Here is a 23,258-nt window from a genome sequence, read left to right as displayed (position 1 = left end):
ACTGCAATGGGACTGCACCGACTGACCAGGATCACCATGGGTGTCCCCGACGTCGCCACGACGGCGGCGTACTACACAGAGTTCGGGCTGACGCCCGCCGCGTCGGAGGGCGTCGACCAGATCGCACGCTTCAGCACCCAGGACGGTGGTGAGCAGCTCACCCTCAAGCACGCGGACCTGCGACGGCTCATCGAACTGGGAGTCGGTGTCGACGACCCCGACGACCTCGACCGCGTCGCCAGCAGCCTGCAGCGACTTGACCTCACCTACGAGCGGTCCGATGCCGGCATCACGGCCGTCGATCTCGGCACCGGCGTGAAGGTCAACGTCTCGATCGCTCCTCGCATCGAGCCTCAGCCCGCCCGGGAGCAAAGCTACAACGCGCCCGGCCGGCCCGTCCGCATCAACGAGCGGGCCGACGGCGTCACGCGCGAGGGTCCGGTCAAGCCGCGCAAGCTCGGCCACGTCGTGCTGGGCTCGACCGACTACGAATCAACGGAGCGCTTCTTCATCGAGGGCCTCGGCTTCAAGGTGAGCGACCTCGTATCCGACGTTGCAGCCTTCATCCGCTGCTCGAGCGACCATCACAACGTCCTCATCCAGCGGGCGCCGGTGTCGTTCCTCCACCACACCTCGTGGATCGTCGACGACATAGATGAGATCGGCCGCGGGGCCCACAACATGCTCGCCGCGGACCCGTCGCGCCACGTGTGGGGTCTTGGTCGGCACACCGTCGGCTCGAACTTCTTCTGGTACCTCAAGGATCCTGCCGGCAACTTCTCCGAGTACAGCTCCGACATCGACTGCATCGTCGACGACGCGTTGTGGAAGCCGGAGGTGTGGGAGGGCGTTCGAGCGATGTACGAGTGGGGTCCGCCGCCACCGCCATCCTTCCTCGCCCCCGACGACCTCGCCGAGTTGATGGCCGGGGCACACACGTCATGAGTGATGCACTGCAGACCGCCGGGCTCGCCGCCGCCCCTCTCGGCGCGGGACGGCTGGCACGGTTCGCCGCCAAAGCGGCAGAGCGGCACGGCGTCGTCCTGAACGACTACTGGCAGTTGCACGAGTGGTCGATCAGCGAGCCGGAGCAGTTCTGGGCCGAGGTCTGGCAACAGTTCGGCGTCGTCACATCGGCGCCGTACCGATCGGTCCTCGATCGCCGCACCATGCCGGGAGCCAAGTGGTTCCAGGGAGCTCGGCTCAACTACGTCGATCAGGTGATGCGGTTCGACGATCGACCCGGTGCAGCGGTGGTCTCGATCGCCGAAGACGGGAGCCGCAGCGAGTTGAGTTGGCCCCAGCTGCGTGCGGCCGTCGCCAGCTTCACCTCGGCACTGCGCTCCATGGGCATCGAGCCGGGGGACCGAGTCGTCGGATACCTCCCAAACGCCCAGGAATCCGTCATCGCCTTCCTTGCTACGGCCTCACTCGGCGCGACGTGGGCGGGGTGCGCTCCCGACTACGGAGTCTCGGCAGCCGCCGATCGCCTGCAGCAGCTCGAGCCGACGGTGCTGGTGGCCGCCACGGCGTACTGCTTCGACGGGAAGCTGCGCGACCGGCGCGAGGAGGTCGCTGCGCTCGTCGAACGTCTCGGTGTGCGCGCGGTGGTGACGGTGCCGCGCGCCGGACTCGATGCCGAGCCTGCCGCTTACGGCTCGGTGCGCCATGAACGCTGGAACGACGTCTGCTCCGCAGACTCCGCGGAGCAGCTCACCACCGCGCAGGTGCCGGCCGAGCATCCGCTGTGGGTCTTGTTCTCGTCCGGCACCACCGGCCTCCCAAAGGGGATCGTGCACAGTCACGCCGGCGTGGTCGCGATGAACCTCGCGGCGTCGGCGCTGCAGGTGGACATGGGCCCTGGAGACACGTTCTTCTGGTACACCACGACGAACTGGATGCTGTGGAACAGCGTCGTCTCCAGTTTGCTGTCCGGGGTCACGGCGGTCACCTACGAAGGCAGCCCGTTCTTCCCGACGGCCGATCGACTGTGGCAGATCGTCGCCGACGAGCGCGTCACCGTCTTCGGCACCAGCCCCGGCCACATCCTGGGGTGCGCGTCGCAAGGATTGAGGCCCAACGAGCACCACAGGTTCCCGCACCTCAAGCAGGTCATGGTCAGCGGCGCGCCAGCGCCGGCCTCGGTGTACGAGTGGGTGGCCGACACGGTCTCGCCGTCCATCCCCCTGATCTCGAGCAGCGGTGGCACGGACGTCGTCGGCGCGTTCGTCAGCGGTGCGCCTCCGCTCCCGGTCGTCCCCGGTGAGATCTCAGGCCCGGTGCTGGGCACGGCCGTTGCGGCCTTCGACAGCAACGGGGAGCCGATCCGCGATGAGGTGGGCGAGCTGGTTGTCACGCTTCCGATGCCGAGCATGCCTGTCAGGTTCTGGAACGATCCGGACGGATCTAAGTACCGATCCGCGTACTTCGACACGTTCCCGGGGGTCTGGCGTCACGGCGACTGGGTCACCCACACCAGCAGCGGGTCGTTCGTCGTGCATGGCCGCTCCGACTCGACCCTCAACCGCAACGGCGTGCGGATCGGTTCCGCTGACCTGTACCAGATCGTCGAGGGGCCCGGCGGCGTGGCCGAGGCCATGGTGATCGGTGTCGAGCGCACCAACGGAACGTACCGGATGCCCATGTTCCTGGTGCCGCACGCGGGGCAGGTCCTGGACGACGAGGCGATCGGGTCCCTCCGGCAGAAGCTGCGCACCGAAGGTTCGCCACGGCACGTGCCGGACGAGTTCCACGTCGTGGCCGCGATCCCGCACACCAAGACCGGAAAGAAGCTCGAGGTCCCGATCAAGCGGATCCTGCAAGGCGCGCGCGCCGAGGAGGTGCTGAGTGAGGGAGCGATCGACCGCCCCGAGCTCATCGCCTACTACATCACGCTCGCCGGGCAGTGGGATGCCGAAGACGCCCACGCCCCCAAAGATCAGTAATAGACAGAAGGAGCGAGAGATGGCAGGAAACCCGGCGGACAGGAACGTGTTCGTCCCGCACGCCTTCCCCGAGAAGCAGGTCGACCTCGGTGAGATCACCATGAACTATGCGGAGGCAGGCTCTCCGGAGAACCCGGCCCTGCTTCTCCTTCCGGAGCAGACGGGATCGTGGTGGAGCTACGAGCCGTCGATCGGGATGCTCGCTGAAAGCTTCCACGTCTTCGCCGTCGATATGAGGGGTCAGGGTCGCAGTACCTGGACGCCGCGGCGGTACAGCCTCGACAATTTCGGCAGCGACCTCGTCAGGTTCATCTCGCTAGTCATCGGACGTCCGGTCATCGTTTCCGGCTGCTCCTCGGGTGGCGTGATGGCGGCCTGGCTGTCCGCGTACTCCATGCCGGGTCAGATCCGCGGTGCGATCTGCGAGGACGCCCCCTTGTTCTCCTCCGAGTTGACTCCCGCGTTCGGCCATGGCATCCGACAACATGAAGTTGGCGTCATGTTCGCAATGTGGAGCCGGTACCTCGGCGACCAGTGGTCGGTCGGCGCCTGGGATGGCCTCGTGAAGGCGATCGACAGCTCAGGGTCCGCGATCACCTCGAAGATGTTGTTCCCTGACCCGTCGCAGCCGCCGCAGACCATGAAGGAGTACGACCCGGAGTGGGCGCGCTCCTTCTACGAGGGCACCGTGGCTCTGAACTGCCCCCACGACATCATGCTGAAGCAGGTGAAGACCCCCGTGCTGATCACTCATCACCTTCGCCACGAGGATCCGGAGACCGGTGTCCTGGGCCCCGGGGCGCTCTCGGACGCTCAGGCGATGAGGGCCAAGCAGCTGATCGAGTCCGCCGGCCAGCGGTGCGACTACCAGGACCACCCGACGGCGCTCCACATGATGCACCAGTTCGATCCGGAGCTGTTCACGAAGGTTGTCGTGGAGTGGGCGGCAACGCTGAACTGAAACGTCGAGAGGCCGTCCGTCGGGGTGCATCTCCGTGCGGATTCCTGCCACCTGGATGCCATTGGCGTCGTCCTCGCACTACTGCCGCCCGCCCGCCCGCTCGCTCGCTCGGGCGGGCCGTCGGCCGGGTATTTCGAAAATCCATTGACATCGCGAAAATGCGTCGATGTCATCACACCCATCACAGTGTGGATCGCGTCGGACGCCTACTGGCGCGCGACTCGACAGGAAGGACGCCATGACTCGATTCAGGCACCAAGTCGCCTCAGACGTTGACCTGTTCAGCCGCGCCCTTCTCGAGGATCCCTACCCAGTCCTGCGGGAGCTTCGCGACCTCGGCGGCGCCGTGTACATGCGGCAGCACGACTTCTATGTCCTGACGCGCTACGAGGACGTGCGGAGAGCCGATCGCGACTGGCAGATCTTTACCTCGGCGCGCGGGGTCGCGTTGGTTCCCGAGATCAACGCGAGTCAGATCGGCGGGGTCCTCGCCTCGGATGGACCCGAGCACGATTCGCTCCGTGCAGTGTTGCGAGAACAGGTCTCACCCCGCGCCATCAACAAGCTGCGCGGTGACATTGATCGGCAGGCAGCCGAACTGGTAGACGCCCTCATTCCGCTCGGCACCTTCGATGCGGTGACCCAGCTGGCCCAGCGGCTCCCGGTTCAGGTGGTCGCCGACCTGATCGGAGTTCCTGACGAGGGTCGAGAAAAGCTGATTCCCGGAGCCGATGCAGCCTTTGCCTCCTTTGGACCGCTCACGCCGGAACTTCAGGAGCGCTTGCCGTACCTCGTCGCGTTCCTGGATTGGATTGCGGAGGTGGGGACTCGTGACCGGCTCCGGCCGGGCAGTTGGGGCGCCGCTGTGCTGGACGCGGTCGATGAGGGCCGACTTCCGGCAGAGAAAGCCTTCCCGCTCATGCGCGCGTTTCTGGTCGCCGGAATGGACACCACGGTGAACGGCATCGCATCGATGCTGAGGGTCTTCGCCGAGCGTCCGGACGTCTGGGAGGAGGTCCGGAACGACCCGAAACTCGCCGGAGCAGCCTTCGAGGAGGCTCTCCGTCTCGAATCACCGGTCCAAGGATTCTTTCGTGAGACGACGTGCGACGTCGAGATCGACGGAACGACAGTTCCTGCTGGTAGCCGGGTGTGCCTCCACTTCGGAGCCGCCAACCGCGACGAGCGTCATTTCGTTGATCCCGACCGGTTTGACCTGCACCGAGGGTCACTCGACCACCTAGCCTTCGGCAACGGAGTGCACGGGTGTGCCGGCCAAGGGCTCGCGCGTCTGGAGGCGCGGGCGATCGTTCTGGCGCTCACAGAGCGTGTCACGACCTTCGAGCTCGCGGGGTCCCCGGTCCGCCACTACAACCCGGTGATCCGCGGCCTGCAGGAACTGCCTATTGCGGTCACGACGCGGGCAACGGCGGAAGGCGTCCGTTCATGAGGGTCAGCGCAGACACAGCGAGGTGTGAAGGGCACGGTCTCTGCGAGGAGGTCGCGCCCAAGGTGTACGAACTCGATGACGACGCGGTCGTCACCGTCGTCCACGAGGAAGTGCCGCCGGAGCTCGAACGGCTCGCCGAAGCCGGAGCGCGGGTGTGTCCCGTTGCCGCGCTGAAGGTGATCCGGTGAAGCTGAAGCGCATCGTCGTCGTTGGCGGCTCGATCGCAGCGCTGACTGCGGTCGAGACCTTGCGCCTGGAGGGGTTCGACGGATCGATCACGGTTCTCAGCGACGAGAAGGTTCCGCCGTACACGCGCGTGCCGTTGTCGAAAAGCGTGCTCGCCGGGCTCGAGTCGGAGGACGACTTGACTCTTCCCGCGATGTCGGACGACGTGGACCTGCGACTTCACGTGCGGGCCGAGGGACTCGATGTGCACCGGCGAGTCGTCCACACGAGTGCAGGCTCGATCCCGTTCGACGGCCTCGTCATCGCCACGGGTGCCCGCGCCCGCACCGTGGGTCATCGGCGCGGAGGCGAGAGGGTCCTGCGGGACATCGAGCATTCCAGGTCCCTCCGCGCGGATCTCGCTACGGCGTCGTCGGTGCTCGTCGTCGGAGGCGGATTCCTCGGGATGGAGACTGCCTCGACGTGCCGTCAGCTCGGTAAGGACGTGACTGTCGTCGATCGAGAACCACCACTCGAACGCCTGCTTGGACCACTCTTGGCCGCAAGGATCCGCGATGCGGCCCGCAAGGCAGGAGTGCGGATTCGTGTCGCCGCGGGCGACGTCGAACTTGTCGGCGAGAAGCGCCCAAGCGGTGCGAGAATCGCGGACGACGAGGTCCTCGAAGCGGACATCGTCGTTTCGGCCGTGGGTGACCTTCCGAATATCGAGTGGCTGCTCGGCAGTGGACTCTCCCTTAACGGGGGAGTTCACGTCGACGCGTACTGCCGCGCGCGCCCGAATATCGTCGCGGCAGGCGACGTAGCAGTCCAGGCCGGTCCAGACGGGTTGAGCAGACGAACACCTAGCTGGACCAACGCCGTCGAACAGGCCCGCGCGGCGGCACAAGCGCTGCTTCGAGCTGAGAACGCAGCGCCGTACCGACCATCGCACTACTACTGGACCGAGCAGTTCGGTCTCGATGTGAAGATGGTTGGGCCGCCCGGCTCCAACGGTACGCCGACGATCAGCGAGGGATCGCTCGATCGCCCGCCTGCACTACTCGAATGGCGTACGTCAGGGACCGCCTATCGCGTCGTTGCGCTGAACCACGCGATTCGCGCAGCCCAGCTCAAGCGCCTGGTCCCTGCGCACCACTCTCGTTCTGTTGACGTAGATAACATCGTCATCGTGCGATAAGGCCTACCGCTGCACAACCGATGTGCCGCGCGATTCTCGCCGACGAAGCGAATCGGTCCTTGAGCCGCTGGTTGGGCCTGGTTCCAGGCCTGTTCGGTGTGCTCGGTGCGGACGTAGATGGAGTGATGGCCAGCCACTCATGGCCGAGCAGTTCCTGCGGGCCCTGATGCCCATCCCAGCGGCGTACAGCGACGAGGCGCAGTAGTGCCGCGGCACATGCGCTGTCATCCGGCCCGACCAGGCCGGCAGCCGCTGGTTCCCACCTGAATTGCCAAACTGCGCCGCTGCGTATTGGCGCCCACCCGGCCGCAGTGGTAGCGCTCACCATCGAAGGCGATCGGGCTGCACCGGCCGATCCCGCTCAACCATGACATGGGCCTGCGATGAGCACCTCAAGCGAGCAGGAGCCCCGTGGCACCGAGGTTCCTCACGCTGCCCAGCTGCGCGCGTGGACAGCGCACGCGGGCTGCCCTGGTCGCCGCCGGCCGTCGGGTCTTCGAGCGCGACGGTTACCTAGACGCCCGCCTCATCGATATCGCCGCCGAGGCCAAGTGCTCCACGGGCAGCTCCTACACCTACTTCGCCAGCAAGGAGGAGATCCTCCAGGCCGTCATCGAGGCGGCCCTGATTTCGGCGGTGAGTGGTAGCAGCGTTTGTTGGTCAGTTTCGACAGCGCCTGGAGCCGGAGTGGGCCAAGAATGTCGATGAGAAGTAGCAGCACTCTCGTCAAGCCAGGAGCGCCAACAGGGTTCACGGCGGTTGTTGCCCTGGGTGCCTGATCACGACTGCGGTCGCCTCATCCTCGGCGCGTGAATGATCGCAGGCCTTCGTCCTAGGTCAAGATCGTTCGTCCTCGGCTTCGCCTCCTGGCGCTCCATCTTGACCTGCTCCTCTGGCCAGGCGATGAGCGGCTATCGAGGATGAAGGCGAGACGTGGCCCGGCTGGTGGATGTTCTCTAGGACTCAATCGGAGTCTCTGACTCGGGCGCGGCTGCCCTGAGCGCTTGCTCAACGGTGGCGTGGGGCTGCAGGAGCGGCAGGAGGCCGACGATCTCCAGGAGCCGGTGTGGCCGGGGGTGAAGGGCCGCCAGGTGGAATTGGCGGCCTTTGGTTGCTGCTTGGTTGTGGGCGCGCAGCAGCAGGTTCAGGCCGCTGCTGTCCAGGAAGGTCATGGCGCTGAGGTCCATGATGATGGGCACGCCCAGGCGACGGCCTTCTTCCAGGGCCGCTGTCAGCTGGGCGCGGCTGGTGGCGTCGACTTCGCCGCAGACACCGATGATGGTGCTGTCTGCGCGGCGATCAATGGTCACCGTGAGCCTGGTCATCGCGACGAGCCTCCGGTGATTCGTGGGGTGGGCCTCCTGCTGGCCGAGACGCTGGGCATAGCAGCCTCCGATATGGGCAGGAGTCCGATTTCTTCACTTTAACGGGCGAAGCGGGTTTCGTGAAAGTGGGTGCGTTATGCGAGGGTGAGAGTCACTTGCCCGCTGCGCCGGGCAGGAGCCGTCCGTCACGACGAGGCCGAGAGCATGATGTTGCCGATGAGTCGCTCACCAGACCGTTCGACCTGGACGTTCTTGACCCACCACGCGCGGGTGCTGCTGGAGATCGCACGCGATCCCGAGGTCCGGCTGCGCGATGTGGCCCAGAGCATCGGCATCACCGAGCGCGCCGTGCAGAACATCGTGGCCGACCTGCAGCAGGCTGGCTATCTGACCAGAGACCGGGTGGGGCGCCGCAACCGCTATCACCTCAACCTTGATCAGCACTTCCGTCACCACACCGAAGCCCATGCACCCGTGCGCGCGCTGGTTGACCTGTTCGCCACCTTTGAGACGCCGGCTCGTCAGCCTCCAGCCGCAGGCCGTCATGGACCGAGCGTGCAGGCTCGGGCCTCTGGGTCTGGTCTGACGCGCGGCTGACCCTTGGCGTGCGGGTTCATCAGCTTCCCGGTAAACGCATGGTGTCCATGCAATTACTGATAGAGATAGAGATACGGGGTCAGCTGCTGGAGTGGGAGCTGGCCTGCGCAGGGGGCACGGGGCGTCTGGGCACCAGCACGTGCGGTTCCCGGGCGCCCAGGCCCCTGCCTCACAGGCGCGGGAAAGGCGTGAAGCTCAGGACGTAGTCGCGCACCATCCCGTAGGACACCTCGTCAGCGCCGTGCTCTTCCAGCAGCCGGTCGAAGACGCGCTTGGCGGTGTGGCGCTGCTTGGCCGGGGGGTCCAGGTCGGCGCGCAGCATCTGGTCGATCAGCGGTTTGAACGCATCCAGCCGGGAACGGCGGGGCGGCAGCGGCTTACGTGGCTCAGGCCAGACCGAGGCCAGGGCCTTCTCGATGGTACGGAAACCCACACCGTACTTGCGCTGCAAGGCCCGACTCGACAGGCCCGCGCGGGAATCGCGGCGGATCGCCGCGTACAACTCGACCTTGGATTTCGGTTGCACCAGCGCCCCCTCATCCTGCGGAGCACACCCATCGTCTCACCGCAAGCCCAAGAGCGCTGCTACTTCTCACCGACATCGATTCCAGCTCAAAACGATCGCCGTCGCGACTGACCGTCAAACGCTGTCACGAATCACCTACGTAACCACGGCTGAGGACGACATGCATGCTCCACCCCCGGGCGCGGGGCGGTTGAGCGTCCAGGAGAGCTCCCCCGAGGCGATCATCCGCGCGAGCAACCGGGCCTACTTCGAGGCCTACAAGCGCAACGCCATGTTGATGATGATCCTTGAGCAGGTAGCCGCCGTGGATCCCAAGTTCCGCGAGGTCCGCCGCCGACGCAGTCAAATTTTCGCCCACCGCAACGCCAGGGGCATCGCCGCGCTCCAGGAGCAGGGACTCGCCGACGCCAAGCTGGACCCGGTGCTGACCTCGCTCGCGCTCTCGGGCTGCCACCTCAGCGTGCGCGACTGCAGCGAGCAGCCCCGCCACCAGAAGATCATCCAGGCTGCCCATGCCTCTTCATTCCGAGGGGGCGCGGCCCCCTGCGGGAAGGGGCGGTGCGCCCGTGGTGAAGGGGGGTGGCGTGGGAATCGACCGGGGCCTGAAGCGGCAGGACGCGTCAGAGAGCTTCGCCCGACTCGGCGCCGCTCTGCGTGACGCGATCGTGCCGCTCGCGATGGTGACTGTCCGGTCCGCTGGGAAAGTAGGGGCCCTGGCCACCTTCTGATGCGGCGGCGCGTCAGACCTCGAGCACAAGCTTGCCGGTGTTGATCCCGCGGAAGAGGCCGAGCAGCGCCTCGGGGAAGGCCTGCACGCCGCCGGAGACGACGGTCTCGCGCGCCTGCAGCCGGCCGCTATGGATCATCTCGCTGATCCCTTCGATCGCCTCCGGGTAGCGGTCCTCGTAGTCGAGGACCAGGAAGCCCGTCATCGAGGCGCGGCACACAATCAGAGACATCAGGCGCCGCGGGCCCTCGGGCTTCTCGGCGTTGTAGTTGGCGACAGCACCGCAGATTACGACGCGTGCGCCCCGGCGCAGGTTGGCCAAGCCCGCGTCGAGAATGCCCCCGCCGACGTTGTCGAAGAAGACGTCGATGCCCTCGGGCACCGCCTCCTGCAGCTGCTTGAGCGGGTCGTGGGCCTTGTAGTCGATCGCCTCGTCGAAGCCGATCTCCTTCAGCCATGCGCACTTCTTCGGGCCGCCGGCGATGCCGACCACCCGGCAGCCGCGCGCCTTGGCCAGCTGACCCACCACGCTGCCGACCGCCCCCGCGGCTCCGGAGACCACCACGGTCTCGCCGTGCTGGATTCGGCCGACGTCGAACAGGCCGAACCACGCGGTCATCCCGGGCAATCCCAGCGCGCCGAGCCACGTCGGCGGCCCAGCCAGCCCGGTGTCGATGCGAACGACACCATTGCCATCGCTCAGGGCGTGCTCGGCGACGCCGAAGTGACCGCTGACGGCGTCACCGACCGCGTAGCCGGAGTGTCGTGACTCCGTCACCGTCCCGGTGGCGTGGGCGCGCATCACCTCGCCGATGCCCACCGGCGGCCAGTAGGAGCGGACGTCCCTGATCCATCCCCGCATCGCGGGTTCCAGCGAGATGTGGTCCACCGCGACGACGAACTGACCCTGCGCAGGCGAAGGGACCTCGGTCTCGGTGACTTCCCACGTGTGCTCGTCGGGGAACCCCTGCGGCCGTCGGGCCAGGCGAAGCTGGGTCGTGCGCGCGCTCATGCCGAGACGACCTCGTGCTCGGTGAACCGTCCGATCGACTCGGCGACGCAGATCGGCTTCTCGATGCCTTCGGCCTCGAAGTACTGGGTCGTCGTGATCTGCGCGGAGCCGTCCCCGGTGTGGGTCACGTCCGTGATGGTCGCCCGCATCCGGTTCTTGCTGCCCACCGGCCGCGGGTGCTGGAAGCGGACCCTGTCGTAGCCATAGTCCAGACTGTGCGCGAAGCCGTCGAACGCCATCAGCTCCTCCATGAAGGTGGGACCGAGTGAGAGCGTGAAGAGGCCGTGGCCGATGGTCGTGCCGAAGGGGCCTGCTGCCGCGTGCTCAGGGTCGACGTGGATCCACTGGTGGTCGCCCGTGACGTCGGCGAAGGTGTCGATCTCCTGCTGGGTGGACGTGGGCCACTCCGTGGGGCCGAGCTCGCGGCCGACGAGGTGGTCGACGGTGGTGGGGCGAGGGACTTCGCGGTCAGCCATGGACGTCCTTTTGCTGGGTCGGGACTCTCCGCTCGACCCTAGACGTATTTGAGTTCAGGTTCAATACTAGACTTGCGCGACCGGTGGACCGGCTCGTCGTCCTCCGCACAGAAAGCGAGAACCATGGACATTCCCACTCTTTTCTCCCTCGATGGCCGCACGGCGCTGATCACCGGCGGCTCTCGCGGCATAGGTCGGATGATTGCTGAGGGCTATGTCCGTAGCGGCGTGCGGGTCTACATCTCCGCTCGCAAGGCGGAGGCCTGCGACGCCACCGCCAAGGAGCTCTCGGAGCTCGGTCACTGCGTCTCGCTGCCGGCGGACGTCTCGACCGCGGCAGGCATCCAGGAGCTGGTGGCTGCCTACCGCGAGCATGAGTCGACCCTGGGCATCCTCGTCAACAACGCCGGGGCGGCCTGGGGTGCGCCGTTCGGCGAGTTCCCCGAGTCCGGCTGGGACAAGGTGATGGACCTCAACGTCAAGACGCCGTTCTTCCTCACGCAGGCACTTAAGGCAGAGCTCGTGGCCGCAACCGGCGATCATCTGGCCAAGGTCATCAATATCGCCTCGATCGACGGGATCTCGATCAACCCGGATGAGACCTACAGCTACCACGCCAGCAAGGCCGGACTCATCCAGCTGACCCGCAGGATGGCGCTGCGGCTGATCGGGGACGGGATCGTTGTCTCCGCGATCGCTCCGGGCGCGTTCGCCTCGAACATGAACAGGGTCGCGCGCGACCATGCGGACGAGCTCATGGGCGTGATCCCGTCGGGGCGTATCGGCACCCACGAGGACATGGCCGCGGCCGCGATCTACTTGGCGTCCCGCGCGGGCGACTACGTGGTGGGCTCCACGTTGGTTGTGGACGGCGGTGCGACGCACGCCCGGTGACCCGCGACCGGGTCAGCGCTGGTGCGTGTGGGCGATGTGTTCCGCGTCATGATTTCTGGCAGAGGTTCATGCTTGTCCTCTGACCTAAGGAGATCGTGATGCCCCAACCCCCTGCGATCCCCGTCGATGAGAAGGTCCGAATTGTGCTGAGCATCCTGACCGGCGAGATGACGGTGGCCCAGGCCGCTCGCCGCGCCAGAGCCTCGGAACAGTCGATCGGCACCTGGAGGCGGCAGTTCATCGAGAACGGCCGCGCCGGCCTGGTGGCGAAGAACTCCCGCACCCCCAGCCGCGAGGCCCAGCTCGAAGCGGAGATCGAGGAGCTGAAGACCGCGCTTGGCCAGGCGCATGTCGAGCTGCGGGTGTGGAAGAAGTCGGCCGAGCACCGCCTGGCCCCTTCCAAGACCTCGAGGTGATCCGCACCGAGGCGGGGATGCCGACCTCGAGGTTCTGTCGCCTGACCGGCATCCCCGAGCGGACCTGCCGACGCTGGCAGCCACGAGCCCGTAGCGAGCCGCCGGTCCGCGGTCCGTGGCCGTCCCCGGTCGCCGAAGCGGTGGAACCGTTCGTGATCAAGCATGCTGAGGCCCACCCTGCCTGGGGACACCGCAAGATCTGGGCATTATGCCGGTTTGACGGCCACCAGGTGTCCGCCTCGACCGTGGAGCGGATCATGCGCCGTGGTGGCCTTCTGGCGGCGGTGCTGTGGGAGATCCCGAAGACCAGCGACAGGTGAAGCGGGTCCGCCCCTCCGGCGAGAGCTTCGTGGAGGATGCGGTCCTTGCGTATCCGGTCGACGCTGCATCCGATGTGGTTCATCCGCACCGTCACGAATTGTTGGCTGATCGAACCGGTGCCGTGGGCGGTCTTGTCGCTGAAGAGGACGTGTGGGTTGTTGGTGTGCGGCCACCTGACGCGACGGTGGCGGAGCCAGCGGCGGAGTACCCGATGGCTGAGGTCGCCGAGTCGCTGCCGGCGGCCGGCGAGGGTGATTCGCCGGTTAGCCAGGTCGAGGTCGTCGAGCGTCAGGTGGCGGATGGCGCCGGTGCGGGCGGCGTTCTCGGCGGCCAGGGCGATGATGACTCGTCCGGCGAGGTCATCGGCCTGTTGCTCGATGGCCCGAATCTCCTCATTGGCCATTGGGAGCAGGGCGAAGTCGGCCGGGCGGCCCTTCAACCCGGTCTTCGGGTTGGAGAAGATCAGGCCGCGCTTCTTGGCGAATCCGAAGAGCGACCACAGGGCGCTGGTCGCGGTGGCGCGTTGTGAGCCACTGAGCGGCCCAAGCGCTGTTCTGATGTCGAAGCGGGTGACCTCTCGCAGGTGGTCGTAGCTCGTCACCCAGTCGTCGAGGAATGGCCGGATGCATCCGAAGTAGACATAGATGCTGGATGCGGACCGGGGCCGTGACCTGGTGTCGCCGTTGAGCAGGACCAGCAGCCATTGCCGGACGGGGGCGATAAAGCCGGGTGCGCGTTGGTTTGTGACGCGGTCGATCCAGGATCTGATCGCCGGAGCGGAGTCGTCGTGGAGCAGGTTCAGATCGGTGAGCACTTCGATGAGGCGAGGACGCGACACGGTCACGTCCATGGACGTGGGGTATGAATCGATCTTCGCGTGATCCTGTTTCTGCAGGTTAAGCGGTAAGTGTCTGTGGGAGTGGGTGCTGGGCTGGTGTGTCGCCGGAGATCATCCGGATGCGGGCTTTGGCGAGGATGTCCAGGCCCATGTAGCGGCGGGCTTCGACCCATTCGTCGGTCTGCTCGGCCAGCACGGCCCCGACCAGCCAGATGATCGCGGTCCGGTCGGGGAAGATGCCGACCACGTCGGTGCGGCGGCGGATCTCCTTGTTCAGCCGCTCCTGCGGGTTATTGGACCAGATCTGACACTGTTGGCCAATCCGCGAGATCGCATACCTGGGACGCGGACTGGCTGAGATCATGGTCGCCTTGTCGGATCGGGGACTGGTGTCAAGGAGTTGATGGTGTCCCTGCGTCCGGTTCAGGACCATGAGATCCCCGAGGAGACCGCGCTCGTATGCAGAGCGGCGTTTCCCAAAGGCTCCCTGTGCATCCGGTTACGGGACGTATTGGGGCCGTTGTTCGAGGACGAGCAGTTCGTCGGCATGTTCTCGCGTCGTGGCCGGCCAGCGTCGTGGCCGGCCGGCGTTGTCGCCGGGTCGGTTGGCGCTGGTCAGCGTGCTGCAGTTCGCGGAGGGGCTGTCGGACCGGCAGGCCGCGGATGCGGTGCGGGGCAGAATCGACTGGAAGTACGCCTTCGGCTTGGACCTGGACGAGTAAGTCCGATCTGGTTCAGTGGTCGTAGGCGATCAGTGACCGGGCGATTGGCTGGCCGGTGGCGCGGTTGCGCCAGATGGCGGCGGTGAGGGCGAGCAGTCGTTGGGCGATGCGGGCGCCGACACCTTCGATGGTGCGGCCGCCGTGGAGTTCGAGGTCGAGTTGGCCTTTGAGCGTGTCGTTGACGGACTCGATGAGCTGCCGCACGGGTTTGAGGAGTGCTTCGTCGGGTCGGGGCGTGCGGTTGCGGTAGGAGGGGCGCAGCAGCCGCACGCCTCGCTCGGCGAGGTAGGTGTCGAGGTGGTGGGAGACGTAGCCCTTGTCGCCGATGATCAGTAGGCCGGGGCGTTCGGTGAGCAGGTGGGGGTCGTGGTCGAGGATCGCGGTGAGGATCTGCCGTTCGTCGAGCTTGGGGTTGGCCAGGGCCCAGGCGACCGGGAGCCCGGCGGGGGTACAGATCAGATGCAGGCGCAGGCCCCAGAAGTAGCGTGAGTGTGAGGCGCAGTAGCCGTAGGCGGCCCAGCCGGCCAGCTCTGAGCGTTTGACGGTGGGCCGCGACCGGGCGCATTCCACGGGCGTGGAGTCCACGATCCAGGTGGTGTCGTGCCACAGGTCGGTGTCGCGGGCCAGCACGCGGATGGCGCGTTTGAGGACCGGCAGCGCGGCCCGTAGGCGCTTGTTGTAGCCGGACTGTCCGGGCAGGTACGGGAACGCGCCGGGCAGGTGGCGGGCACGAACCGTAGCCAACGGGCCTTGGATCGCACGCCGAGCAGGACCTGCGCCACGGCCAGGGTGAGCAACTCGGCGTCGGAGAGCTTCGGTGGCCGACCCGTGCGGGGCGGCCGGCCGAGCCAGTCATCGATCTTCACGTACAGTGCGGTCAGAAGGGTGTTGAGGTCAGTCGTCACAAACCGATCTTCAACACCTTTCCTCATGCCCGCAGCCCCGAAGGAGTTCGGACTTACTCGTCTAGGGACCACAAGTAGGCGGTATCCGAACCGCCCGTCAACGCGACGGGCGGTTTTCGGGTCTGGAACACGAATAGGCCGGGTTCTTCGTGGCGCTCGGGGTCGCCGGGTTCAACCGGGTCAGTGCATCGAGAACCTTCCGCCCGATGTGGACTGCTCCGAGTTACCCGACGGCGACGACCTCGACGAGGCGCTCGACGGGAAGCCATACGCATCATCGCGCCGGACGCCGAGGTCATTTCCACGGCACCCGCTCCGTCGACACCGATGGCTGTCGGCCGCTACGACCCGCCCCATTCTGGGCAAATCGGGATAACGTCACGTAACCGTATACATCCCTCATTTTGCCGCGGTCAGGAGCCGACAGGAGGCCACGTATGCAGAGCCATGTCAGCTACTAGTTGGAGATCGTCATGGGCGGTACCGCCCGCGGCCTGAACGGCGATCCCGTTGGCCACAGTCATCAGGTATCGGGCGAGCGAACCGGGATCCGCACCGGTTGGCAGGTCGCCCTCGTCGACCGCCCGCTGGAATCGGTCCTGCAGGTGGGCGGTGCCTTCCTCGCGCCAGGCAGTGAGGGTGTCGCGAGCGTGGCGACCGGACTCGCCGGCCGCCAGGGAGCCCTGCACGCCAAGGCATCCGGCGGGGCAGTCGGGCCGCGTGGTGGACCGGACTGTACCGCCGAGGAATGCGGTGGCCACGTCCTTGGCGGTCGGCTGCTCCAGGGCCTTGGCGAAGTAGGATGCCGGGCCCTCGGTGTAACGCTTCAGCGCCTTGCGGAACAGATTTTCCTTGTTGCCGAATGCGCGGTACATGCTCGTGCGCGTGATTCCCATCGCAGCGGTCAGATCGTCGAGGCTCGCGCCCTCATAGCCCTGGGCCCAGAACACCAGCATCGCCCGTTGCAGGGCCTCGTCGGCATCGAACCCTCGCGGCCTGCCGATCGGCGCCGTCCGCTCGCTCTTCACGGCTCCAGCATACCCATTCGGTACCGACCGGTCCGGAAGTGCTACGGTGGCATTCGGTACCGACTGATACCGAAGTATGGAGGTAGAACCGTGGGAAAAGTCGTTCTCATTACCGGGGGAACCTCGGGCATCGGCCTGAGCCTCGCGGAAGCATTTCTCGAGGAGGGAGCCTTCGTGGCCGTGTGCGGCCGCTCGCGGACGGCCCTCGACCGCTTCAGTCAGGCCCATCCGCAGGCGCTGGCCGTCCAGTCCGACGTGACCATCCGGGAGGCGAGAGCCGCCATGCTGGATGCGGTTAGTGAACGGTTTGGCCGGCTTGACGTGCTAATCAACAACGCCGGCACGTTCGTCGAACGGGACTTTACCGGGGACGCTCATGCCACCGTGGCACTCGAACAGGAGATCGGCCTGAATCTCACGGCACCCATCCACCTGACCGGCGAGGCGTTGCGGCGCTGGCCGTCGCTGGACGCGATCGTGTTCGTGACATCGGGCTTTGCCCTGGTCTCCCCCACCCGCGCCCCGACCTACGGCGCCGTCAAGGCCGGCCTGCACGGCTTCGCCGACGGACTGCGCCGCCAACTCGCACCGCAGGGCACCCACGTGCTCGAGGTCCTCCCACCGACCACGGACACACCCATGAACGCCGACGCCACGGGCCCGAAACTGCCACCTGCCGAGGTCGCAGCGGTCACGCTCAAAGCACTCCGGCAGCGCCGGCCGATGGCTCTTCCAGGCCAGACCAAACTGATGCCGACGATGCTTCGGATCGCGCCACACACCCTCGGGCGCATGGTCGCAAAACTCTGACCGCCGAGAACCGGCCAGGGCCGCTGGGCCGGAGTTACTCACGGAAGAAATCAGTCAGGCGGCGCGGAGGGTGTCGAGGGACGACTCGGTCAGGCGGCGCGTCGGCGTGCGGGCCGCCAGCGTCACGATCGGCCCCCGAACAGAGCTTCGTTCGGCCATCGACATCCCTCGGGGGAAATGGCGCCCAAGGTATGACAGTAAGTGATGCAGATCACCCGATCATCGACACCCTTCGTCATGCCCAGCGACTCAGGGGTACTTCGGACTTACTCGTCTAGGAGCGACCGGTCGGCGACACGCCACAGCAGGTCCTGCGCCGACTGGTAGGCGATGAACATCTGGCTCAAGTCGTAGCCTCGGCCAGCAGGGCGTTCGCTCGGCGCCGGTCGGCCCCCTCGTACATGCTGGCAGCGAGTTGGGTGTCCCGAAGCAGGTCCGGCAAGATCCTCCCGAGGGCGGTTCAGTGATCCGGCGAGGTGGGCCGCGTGCGCCAGGCGGCATCCAGCCGCGCACGCAGGACATTCAACGGCTGGACGGTGCGTCGCCTCCTCTTGGGAACCGGGCGATCTGGTGCGGGGTACGCTGCGCTCACCGATCCGGTCATCGCGACCGCCCTGCACCACATCCACCACGAGCCCACCCGCCGGTGGACGGTGCAGGACCTCGGGGACACGATCGGGATGTCCAGGACCGCCTTCACCCGGAGGTTCACGTCGTTGGTGGGCCAGCCTCCGCTGGCCTACCTCACCTGGTGGCGCCTGAACACGGGAGCGCGGCTCCTGCAGGACACCGATGCGCCGCTCGCCTCGATCGCCCGCCAGGTGGGCTACACCTCCGAGTACGCCTTCACCAACGCTTTCCGCCGCGAGTTCGGCACGGCGCCGGGCAGGTTCCGATGGTTATCTTGGGTTGACGAGCGAAATGGCTGGTCAGCTGCTTTCAGGCGTGTCAGGCACGTAAGGCAAGCAGGTGCGCAGGAGTCAGGCGTGGCGGGCCATCTTGACGGGTGAGATCAGCTAGATGGTTGATTCCAAGGGATGCAGATCGGCTGTTCGGCTGCGGACATGAAGCGAGGGCGTTCAAGATCCGTTTGTGACGACAGAACTGAACACCCTCGCGACAGCACTGTACGTGAAGATCGACGATCAGCTGATCGCTTCCCCGGATCTGGCACCCGAACGGCCCCGCACCGGCCTGCAGCCCCGGCTCAGCGACGCCGAACTGGTCACACTGGCGGTGCTGTCGGCGCTGCTCGGCTTCACCTCCGAGCGGCGCTGGCTGCGCTACGCCCGCGCCCACCTGAGCGGCCTGTTCCCCTACCTGCCCGGCCAGTCCGGCTACAACAAACGCCTGCGCGCCGCCACCGGCCTGGTGCTGCACCTGATCCGCATCCTCGGCCGGGACACCAGCCTGTGGAGCGACGACGTGTGGGTGGCCGACTCCACCCCGGTCGAATGCGGCCGCTCCCGGCAGACCGCTCAGCGCTCGGAGCTGGCCGGCTGGGCCGAATACGGCTACTGCGCCTCCCACTCGCGCTTCTTCTGGGGCCTGCGCCTGCACCTGCTGTGCACCCTGGGCGGCCTGCCCGTCGCCTTCGCCCTGACCGGCGCCAAAGCCGACGAACGCACCACCCTGCTCGGCATGCTCGAAGCCGACCCCGACCTGCTGGAGTGCCATCGCGGCCAGCACCTGATCGCCGACATGCAGTACTACGGCCGCGACTTCGAGCAGGCCCCTGGCAGGCGAAGGCATCCGCCTGCTGCGCAAGGCCCGCAAGGGCGAGCCCCCGCGAGCCGGCGCACACCTGTTCAAACCCCTGCGCCAGACCATCGAGTCGATCAACCAGGCCCTCAAGGCCCAGCTCGACCTCGAACGCCACGGCGGACGCACCTTCGCCGGCGTCCTCATCCGCGTGATCGTCCGCGTCCTGGCCCTGACCACCGTCATCTGGCACAACGACAAGACCGGCCAGCCCACCGCCCGATCACTCACCGCCTACGATCACTGATCCCAAACCCCTTGGAATCAATCATCTAGACGATGGCCGGGGCAGGGATGACGCCGAGCAGCCAGCCGCCGCCGCTGGTCAAGCCGTGGGCCGCAGGTGCTGCCGAGCCCATTCCTCGAAGCTGGTGAGCGCAAGGCCGAGGTCCCTGGCGTACTGCGGGCGGGCCGGCTGGCCGGCTATGTTCATCCACTCGTGTGAGGCGCCCATCGGCGGCATTCCGGCGGCGAGTGCCTGCTCCTCGGTCATGTCCGGCGCGGACAGGGGCGTGCCCAGCGCGCGGGAGAGAATATCGGCGATCTCCGTCATGGACAGGTAGTCACTCGCCAGTTCCAGCTCGACCCCGTGGAAGCGCTCCGGCTCGGCGATGGCTGCGGCGGCTGCCCTGCCGATGTCGTCCACCGCGGCGAGGGACAGCCGGGTGTCCGGCTTCACGACGCTCACCAGGCCGCCTTCGACGCCTCGCGGGAACAGGAAAGCCATGGACGGCAGGAAGTTCTCCATGAAGAAGCCCGGCTTGAGGATCGTCCAGCGGGAGAAGCCGGCCGCGCGGACCCGGTCCTGGATCGTGCTCTTGGCTCCCAGGCTGGCATCCAAGGAGCCCCAGCGGTCTGCGATCCAGCCGGGAGCCTCGGTGTGCTGACCGGCGCCACTGGTGGAGGTGTGGACGAACTGCGGCACTCCCGCAGCCTTCGCGCCCTCGATGAGGTTGACGGCCTGGGCCACCTCTCCGTCGAAATCGAACCCGTCGGCGGCCAGGGCGGGCATCTGAACAGAGAAGACGGCGCGGACACCCGTGGCGGCCCGCACCACCGAATCGCGATCGTGGAGATCACCGGTGACCAGATCGGCGCCCAGCGCCTCGACGGCCTTGGCTCGCTCGGTGTCGGGGTAACGAACCAGAGCGCGTACGGGAACGCCTGCGGCGAGCAGGGCTCGGGCGGTGGCGCCGCCCTGCCTGCCGGTGGCGCCGGTGACCAGGACGGGTGCGGAGTCTGCAGACATGGTGCTCCTCAGGACTATAAACGGCGGTGGCCGCCGTTTTCTGTGCGATAAGATATGGCGGGTCCCGCCATTTAGCAACCCTGGAGATGACGCCCATGCCCGACCGCCAGCGCGCGGACGCCCGGCGCAACTACGCGCGCATCCTCGCCGTGGCCGAGGAGGAGGTCGCCGCGTACGGGGCCGGGGCCTCCCTCGAACAGATCGCGCGCATCGCGGGGGTCGGCTCGGCCACCGTACGCCGCCACTTCCCGACCCGCCGGGCGCTGCTGGAGGCGGTCTCCCATCAACGCATCGAGGCCCTGGCCACCCGCGCCCGCGAGCTAACAGGCAAGGGTGACAGCCGTGACGCGCTCCTGGCATGGCTCAGTGACGTCGTCGCCTACTGCGTCGCGGCCCGGGGGCTGGCGGCAGCACTGGCCTACGACGGGGCCGAGCCCGACCCCGTGCACGAGAACACCTGCTCGGCGATGATGATAGAGGCGGGGAATCCCCTGCTGCAGCGCGCCGTGCAGGACGGGGCGGTGGCGGAAGGCGTTACCGTCGCCGACCTGATCGCGCTGATCGTCGGCGTCGTCCTCGCGACGGAGCACCACCCTGACCCGGCGGCCCGCGCGGACCGGCTGTTCCGGCTGGCCGTGGCGGGCCTGAGCCCGCGGGGCTGAGAAGCTGGTCGAAAAGTCCGCCCCTCGTCCTGCCTGCTTGATACGAGCCGTCAGGCGGCGAAGCGTCGGCGGGCGAACTCGAGTGGCCGATGGCTCCTACGCTGGCCCACGGCATGGAACCCGATGACTGCCAGAGGCCAACGTGACTGCGGCGACGCTGACGAACGACGCGTACGACCGGACCCTGAGGGAGATCGTTATCAAGAGAAGGGGTTTCCACAGGTGACCAACGTGCCTTACAACCCCAGATAACCTGTCCGGCATGTTCCTCGGGAGCCCACTTGCCTCACATGCCTGACGCCTTCTCGGCACCCTAGATAACGCCGGCAACACCGAAGCCGTGCCGCGGGCTTCCAGAATGGGGAGCATTCCTACCATGTGGAAAGCGCGCTAGCTCTGCTCGCCGGGGTGATCGTCGGCGGGCTGGTGCTGCTGGGCGTGGAAGGACTGAAGCCCGAGGCGCAGGTCAGCGCGGCCACGCGCCGTGGGCGGAGAGGTGCGGCCACTCGGGTCCATGGTGGCGACCGTGGTGGGCCCGGAGACGAAGGGCGGCGGCGGGGAGCACCGGATCCTCCTGTGGGATCTGCGCCGTCCGGACCGTCACGCCGGCGAGAACCTCATCGCCCGGCTGACCGACATTCTCCGGCCGGGCCTGCGGCCTGATCGGCCAACTGGGACGGCTGCTGGGCGACGAACACCCCAACCACTCCCAAGCCCTGCTGGAGCCAGCGGGCCCGCCTACCCGGCCGCTCGATGGGACCGCTGGCGCGAGGACTGCAAGTCTTCTTCGTCGAACGCGGTCTGGCGCTGGCCACCGACCATGCGGAACGGCTGGCCGCCGGCCGCCGTCGCCGCCTAATCGACGCCGTCCCCGAGCCGCAGCGGCCCGCGGCGGAGGCCTTCAACACGTTCCTGCTGCGCCCCCGAGAACGCGCCCGCCGAGCTGGAACGCTGCCCCGCGCCGACGTCACGCTCGACATCAAGCTGTCCACCCTGCGAGATCTGGCCCAGCACATCCACGCCCGCGGCAAGCAGGACTGGGCACTGGTCGACGTGCACGACACCGAGACGTTCCTGGCCGCCCAGCCCAAGAACCGGCCTCGACGACTGCAGATCGCCCGGCAGTTCTTCCGCTTCGCCAAAAGCCACAAACTGGTCCTCGTCGACCCCCACCAGCGGGCTGTCAGCGAAGGCGCCCAACGGCTTCATCGGCCAGACCCTCACCCTCGACCAGCAGCGACGCCTCTTCCAGCGGTGGACCACCGACCCGGCCGTCCACCCGCACGAAGCTTTGCTGGGCATTCTTGCCCTACTGCACGGCGCTTCCAGCAGCGAGGTCCGCCATCTGCGCCTGGAGGAGATCGATCCCGCGAGCCGCACTATCCGCCTCGGACAGCGACCCCGCCCGGTGTCCCCGGATCCAGTCAGCTGGACCACGGTGCAACGATGCGTGGCTCACCGCGAGACCCAGCGCACCAGCAACCCGCATCTGACGGTCACCAAGGGCACCAAGGCCGGACGCGGACCCGCCTCCGTCGCCTATGTCACACGGTGGGTGGCGTGTGCTACCTGCTGCACCGGCTGGGCTGGAGCTGGCAGCCCCCCTCCCGGCGTGCGGCAGAACGCGATGAGCAGGCCATCGCCGCCTGGAAGGACGAGCAGTGGCCGATCATAAAAGGTTGGCGGCGCAAGCAAGGGGCGTGGCTGTGCTTCGAGGACGAGGCCGGCCAGAGCCTGAGGTCTCCCAAGAGACGTACCTGGGGCCGCAAGGGTCACACGCCGATTGTGTCGCTGCCGGTCAAGGGCACCGGGCGCGTGTCGCTCGCCGGCCTGATCGCCACCCGTCCCGGTCAGCGATCGAGGTTGATCTACCGGACGCGCCGCCATCGCGGCCGTAAGGGCGAACGTCGAGGGTTGTCCGAGGCCGACTACGCGGCGTTGCTCGACGCTGCCCATCAGCAGCTGGGCGGGCAGCTGGTGGTGGTGTGGGACAACCTGAACACCCACACCTCGGCCCAGATGCGACGGCTGATCGAGGCTCGCACTTGGCTGACGGTGTTCTACCTGCCCGCATACGCCCCGGAACTGAATCCGGTCGAGGGCGTGTGGGCCCACATGAAAAGAGCCTGGCCAACCTCGCCATGCGCACCGTCGACCAGCTGATCACCGTGGTGAAGAACCGGCTCAAACGCATCTGAGGTTGAAAGGTAGGAGTTACAGGCGTTCGGGGGTAGTGACGGCAGCGTTTGGCTGGTTTACGCCTGGTTGGT

25 protein-coding genes and 4 pseudogenes are annotated in these 23,258 nt (G+C 67.0%); 19 read left to right on the top strand and 10 right to left on the bottom strand.

Annotated features, from left to right (window positions below; all coding sequences use genetic code 11):
• Window positions 1-6: 6 nt before the first annotated feature.
• The 7 genes from DQW85_RS04940 to DQW85_RS48100 all read left to right on the top strand — a co-directional run bounded on the left by DQW85_RS04940 (window position 7) and on the right by DQW85_RS48100 (window position 7,427).
• A complete protein-coding gene (locus DQW85_RS04940) occupies window positions 7-945 on the top strand; it encodes a VOC family protein (protein ID WP_113699230.1) in 939 nt (312 codons plus the stop codon).
• Window positions 942-2,945 carry an acetoacetate--CoA ligase gene (locus tag DQW85_RS04935; protein ID WP_113699229.1) on the top strand — a complete coding sequence of 668 codons (2,004 nt, stop codon included), beginning with the start codon at window positions 942-944 and terminating at the stop codon, window positions 2,943-2,945. Before DQW85_RS04940 ends, DQW85_RS04935 begins: the two co-directional genes overlap by 4 nt.
• On the top strand, window positions 2,911-3,906 hold the full coding sequence (locus DQW85_RS04930; RefSeq protein ID WP_205314884.1) for an alpha/beta hydrolase: 996 nt from the start codon (window positions 2,911-2,913) through the stop codon (window positions 3,904-3,906). The genes DQW85_RS04935 and DQW85_RS04930 overlap by 35 nt, the downstream gene beginning before the upstream one ends.
• Before the next feature lie 238 nt (window positions 3,907-4,144).
• Entirely contained in the window at window positions 4,145-5,356 is a 1,212-nt protein-coding gene (locus DQW85_RS04925) for a cytochrome P450 (RefSeq protein WP_113699227.1), read from the top strand.
• On the top strand, window positions 5,353-5,544 hold the full coding sequence (locus DQW85_RS04920; RefSeq protein WP_113699226.1) for a ferredoxin: 192 nt from the start codon (window positions 5,353-5,355) through the stop codon (window positions 5,542-5,544). The genes DQW85_RS04925 and DQW85_RS04920 overlap by 4 nt, the downstream gene beginning before the upstream one ends.
• Window positions 5,541-6,719: an NAD(P)/FAD-dependent oxidoreductase gene (locus DQW85_RS04915; RefSeq protein WP_205314883.1), complete on the top strand. Its 1,179-nt coding sequence runs from the start codon at window positions 5,541-5,543 to the stop codon at window positions 6,717-6,719. The genes DQW85_RS04920 and DQW85_RS04915 overlap by 4 nt, the downstream gene beginning before the upstream one ends.
• Window positions 6,720-7,130: 411 nt before the next feature.
• Window positions 7,131-7,427, top strand: coding sequence for a TetR/AcrR family transcriptional regulator (locus DQW85_RS48100; RefSeq protein ID WP_113699225.1), 297 nt, complete (start codon window positions 7,131-7,133; stop codon window positions 7,425-7,427).
• Between the two features lie 248 nt (window positions 7,428-7,675).
• Here the strand turns inward: DQW85_RS48100 and DQW85_RS04900 are convergent, their stop codons facing one another.
• Window positions 7,676-8,044 (bottom strand): STAS domain-containing protein, encoded by a 369-nt coding sequence (locus DQW85_RS04900; RefSeq protein WP_113699224.1) that lies wholly within the window; start codon window positions 8,042-8,044, stop codon window positions 7,676-7,678.
• A 270-nt stretch (window positions 8,045-8,314) separates the two neighbouring features.
• Between DQW85_RS04900 and DQW85_RS04895 the strand changes: the two genes are divergently transcribed.
• Window positions 8,315-8,641, top strand: a complete 327-nt coding sequence (locus DQW85_RS04895) for a helix-turn-helix transcriptional regulator (protein WP_240196922.1) — start codon at window positions 8,315-8,317, stop codon at window positions 8,639-8,641.
• Between the two features lie 169 nt (window positions 8,642-8,810).
• Here DQW85_RS04895 and DQW85_RS04890 read toward each other — a convergent pair whose 3' ends face one another.
• A complete protein-coding gene (locus DQW85_RS04890) occupies window positions 8,811-9,167 on the bottom strand; it encodes a hypothetical protein (RefSeq protein WP_205314882.1) in 357 nt (118 codons plus the stop codon).
• A gap of 190 nt (window positions 9,168-9,357) precedes the next feature.
• Between DQW85_RS04890 and DQW85_RS04885 the strand changes: the two genes are divergently transcribed.
• The gene (locus tag DQW85_RS04885) at window positions 9,358-9,825 is read left to right on the top strand and encodes a hypothetical protein (protein ID WP_113699223.1); all 468 of its coding nucleotides are present in this window, start codon (window positions 9,358-9,360) and stop codon (window positions 9,823-9,825) included.
• 82 nt (window positions 9,826-9,907) lie between these two features.
• Here the strand turns inward: DQW85_RS04885 and DQW85_RS04880 are convergent, their stop codons facing one another.
• A complete protein-coding gene (locus DQW85_RS04880; RefSeq protein ID WP_113699222.1) occupies window positions 9,908-10,906 on the bottom strand; it encodes an NADP-dependent oxidoreductase in 999 nt (332 codons plus the stop codon).
• Window positions 10,903-11,382, bottom strand: a complete 480-nt coding sequence (locus DQW85_RS04875; RefSeq protein WP_113699221.1) for a MaoC family dehydratase — start codon at window positions 11,380-11,382, stop codon at window positions 10,903-10,905. Before DQW85_RS04875 ends, DQW85_RS04880 begins: the two co-directional genes overlap by 4 nt.
• A gap of 123 nt (window positions 11,383-11,505) precedes the next feature.
• Here DQW85_RS04875 and DQW85_RS04870 point away from each other — a divergent pair, with 123 nt between their 5' ends.
• The 4 genes from DQW85_RS04870 to DQW85_RS44155 all read left to right on the top strand — a co-directional run bounded on the left by DQW85_RS04870 (window position 11,506) and on the right by DQW85_RS44155 (window position 13,542).
• Window positions 11,506-12,276 (top strand): SDR family oxidoreductase, encoded by a 771-nt coding sequence (locus tag DQW85_RS04870; RefSeq protein ID WP_113699220.1) that lies wholly within the window; start codon window positions 11,506-11,508, stop codon window positions 12,274-12,276.
• Between the two features lie 98 nt (window positions 12,277-12,374).
• A complete protein-coding gene (locus tag DQW85_RS04865) occupies window positions 12,375-12,692 on the top strand; it encodes a helix-turn-helix domain-containing protein (protein WP_205314881.1) in 318 nt (105 codons plus the stop codon).
• Window positions 12,689-13,012, top strand: coding sequence for an IS3 family transposase (locus DQW85_RS04860; protein WP_113699218.1), 324 nt, complete (start codon window positions 12,689-12,691; stop codon window positions 13,010-13,012). The genes DQW85_RS04865 and DQW85_RS04860 overlap by 4 nt, the downstream gene beginning before the upstream one ends.
• Window positions 13,009-13,542, top strand: coding sequence for a hypothetical protein (locus tag DQW85_RS44155; RefSeq protein ID WP_162794736.1), 534 nt, complete (start codon window positions 13,009-13,011; stop codon window positions 13,540-13,542). Before DQW85_RS04860 ends, DQW85_RS44155 begins: the two co-directional genes overlap by 4 nt.
• A 367-nt stretch (window positions 13,543-13,909) precedes the next feature.
• Here DQW85_RS44155 and DQW85_RS04845 read toward each other — a convergent pair.
• Window positions 13,910-14,158, bottom strand: a pseudogene (locus DQW85_RS04845) (transposase); the annotation flags it as partial.
• 99 nt (window positions 14,159-14,257) lie between these two features.
• On the opposite strand from DQW85_RS04845, the pseudogene DQW85_RS46500 reads away from it, so the two are divergent.
• Window positions 14,258-14,570 (top strand): annotated as a pseudogene (locus DQW85_RS46500) (transposase); the annotation flags it as partial.
• Window positions 14,571-14,585: 15 nt separating this feature from the next.
• Here the strand turns inward: DQW85_RS46500 and DQW85_RS04835 are convergent.
• Both DQW85_RS04835 and DQW85_RS04830 read right to left on the bottom strand, forming a co-directional pair.
• A pseudogene (locus tag DQW85_RS04835) lies at window positions 14,586-15,478 on the bottom strand (IS982 family transposase).
• Between the two features lie 413 nt (window positions 15,479-15,891).
• Window positions 15,892-16,506: a TetR/AcrR family transcriptional regulator gene (locus tag DQW85_RS04830; RefSeq protein WP_113699215.1), complete on the bottom strand. Its 615-nt coding sequence runs from the start codon at window positions 16,504-16,506 to the stop codon at window positions 15,892-15,894.
• Window positions 16,507-16,596: 90 nt separating this feature from the next.
• Between DQW85_RS04830 and DQW85_RS04825 the strand changes: the two genes are divergently transcribed.
• The 3 genes and pseudogenes from DQW85_RS04825 (at window position 16,597) to DQW85_RS04815 (ending at window position 19,324) form a co-directional block, all read left to right on the top strand.
• The gene (locus tag DQW85_RS04825; RefSeq protein ID WP_162794735.1) at window positions 16,597-17,316 is read left to right on the top strand and encodes an SDR family NAD(P)-dependent oxidoreductase; all 720 of its coding nucleotides are present in this window, start codon (window positions 16,597-16,599) and stop codon (window positions 17,314-17,316) included.
• Window positions 17,317-17,867: 551 nt separating this feature from the next.
• A complete protein-coding gene (locus DQW85_RS04820; protein ID WP_240196921.1) occupies window positions 17,868-18,326 on the top strand; it encodes a helix-turn-helix transcriptional regulator in 459 nt (152 codons plus the stop codon).
• A gap of 82 nt (window positions 18,327-18,408) precedes the next feature.
• Window positions 18,409-19,324, top strand: a pseudogene (locus DQW85_RS04815) (IS982 family transposase).
• A gap of 78 nt (window positions 19,325-19,402) precedes the next feature.
• On the opposite strand, the gene DQW85_RS04810 reads toward DQW85_RS04815, so the two are convergent.
• Entirely contained in the window at window positions 19,403-20,326 is a 924-nt protein-coding gene (locus DQW85_RS04810; RefSeq protein ID WP_113699212.1) for an NmrA family NAD(P)-binding protein, read from the bottom strand.
• 95 nt (window positions 20,327-20,421) lie between these two features.
• Between DQW85_RS04810 and DQW85_RS04805 the strand changes: the two genes are divergently transcribed.
• Window positions 20,422-20,988: a TetR/AcrR family transcriptional regulator gene (locus DQW85_RS04805; RefSeq protein WP_113699211.1), complete on the top strand. Its 567-nt coding sequence runs from the start codon at window positions 20,422-20,424 to the stop codon at window positions 20,986-20,988.
• 390 nt (window positions 20,989-21,378) lie between these two features.
• On the opposite strand, the gene DQW85_RS47540 is transcribed toward DQW85_RS04805, so the two are convergent.
• Together DQW85_RS47540 and DQW85_RS04800 are read right to left on the bottom strand one after the other, a co-directional pair.
• The gene (locus DQW85_RS47540; protein ID WP_275888170.1) at window positions 21,379-21,504 is read right to left on the bottom strand and encodes a hypothetical protein; all 126 of its coding nucleotides are present in this window, start codon (window positions 21,502-21,504) and stop codon (window positions 21,379-21,381) included.
• Window positions 21,505-21,843: 339 nt separating this feature from the next.
• Window positions 21,844-22,197, bottom strand: a complete 354-nt coding sequence (locus tag DQW85_RS04800) for a hypothetical protein (RefSeq protein ID WP_113699210.1) — start codon at window positions 22,195-22,197, stop codon at window positions 21,844-21,846.
• 351 nt (window positions 22,198-22,548) lie between these two features.
• On the opposite strand from DQW85_RS04800, the gene DQW85_RS04795 reads away from it, so the two are divergent.
• Complete coding sequence (locus DQW85_RS04795; RefSeq protein WP_162794734.1) at window positions 22,549-23,151, top strand: IS630 family transposase; 603 nt, start codon at window positions 22,549-22,551, stop codon at window positions 23,149-23,151.
• Window positions 23,152-23,258: the final 107 nt, after the last annotated feature.

Origin of the sequence: Nonomuraea lactucae, assembly GCF_003313395.1 — a bacterium.
GTDB classification, from domain to species: Bacteria; Actinomycetota; Actinomycetes; order Streptosporangiales; family Streptosporangiaceae; genus Nonomuraea; species Nonomuraea lactucae.
The sequence above is the reverse complement of the archived record's forward strand: the minus strand, read 5'-3'. Positions and strand labels throughout refer to the sequence as shown.

What these genes read in the sequence shown, in the direction of transcription:
- DQW85_RS04800 (WP_113699210.1), bottom strand. Translation starts at nt 22,197, where the DNA reads ATGAAGCCGTTGGGCGCCTTCGCTGACAGCCCGCTGGTGGGGGTCGAC.
- DQW85_RS04810 (WP_113699212.1), bottom strand. Translation starts at nt 20,326, where the DNA reads ATGTCTGCAGACTCCGCACCCGTCCTGGTCACCGGCGCCACCGGCAGG.
- DQW85_RS04875 (WP_113699221.1), bottom strand. Translation starts at nt 11,382, where the DNA reads ATGGCTGACCGCGAAGTCCCTCGCCCCACCACCGTCGACCACCTCGTC.
- DQW85_RS04930 (WP_205314884.1), top strand. Translation starts at nt 2,911, where the DNA reads ATGCCGAAGACGCCCACGCCCCCAAAGATCAGTAATAGACAGAAGGAG.
- DQW85_RS04925 (WP_113699227.1), top strand. Translation starts at nt 4,145, where the DNA reads ATGACTCGATTCAGGCACCAAGTCGCCTCAGACGTTGACCTGTTCAGC.
- DQW85_RS04865 (WP_205314881.1), top strand. Translation starts at nt 12,375, where the DNA reads ATGCCCCAACCCCCTGCGATCCCCGTCGATGAGAAGGTCCGAATTGTG.
- DQW85_RS04900 (WP_113699224.1), bottom strand. Translation starts at nt 8,044, where the DNA reads ATGACCAGGCTCACGGTGACCATTGATCGCCGCGCAGACAGCACCATC.
- DQW85_RS04940 (WP_113699230.1), top strand. Translation starts at nt 7, where the DNA reads ATGGGACTGCACCGACTGACCAGGATCACCATGGGTGTCCCCGACGTC.
- DQW85_RS04935 (WP_113699229.1), top strand. Translation starts at nt 942, where the DNA reads ATGAGTGATGCACTGCAGACCGCCGGGCTCGCCGCCGCCCCTCTCGGC.
- DQW85_RS04870 (WP_113699220.1), top strand. Translation starts at nt 11,506, where the DNA reads ATGGACATTCCCACTCTTTTCTCCCTCGATGGCCGCACGGCGCTGATC.
- DQW85_RS04880 (WP_113699222.1), bottom strand. Translation starts at nt 10,906, where the DNA reads ATGAGCGCGCGCACGACCCAGCTTCGCCTGGCCCGACGGCCGCAGGGG.
- DQW85_RS04920 (WP_113699226.1), top strand. Translation starts at nt 5,353, where the DNA reads ATGAGGGTCAGCGCAGACACAGCGAGGTGTGAAGGGCACGGTCTCTGC.
- DQW85_RS04805 (WP_113699211.1), top strand. Translation starts at nt 20,422, where the DNA reads ATGCCCGACCGCCAGCGCGCGGACGCCCGGCGCAACTACGCGCGCATC.
- DQW85_RS47540 (WP_275888170.1), bottom strand. Translation starts at nt 21,504, where the DNA reads ATGGACCCGAGTGGCCGCACCTCTCCGCCCACGGCGCGTGGCCGCGCT.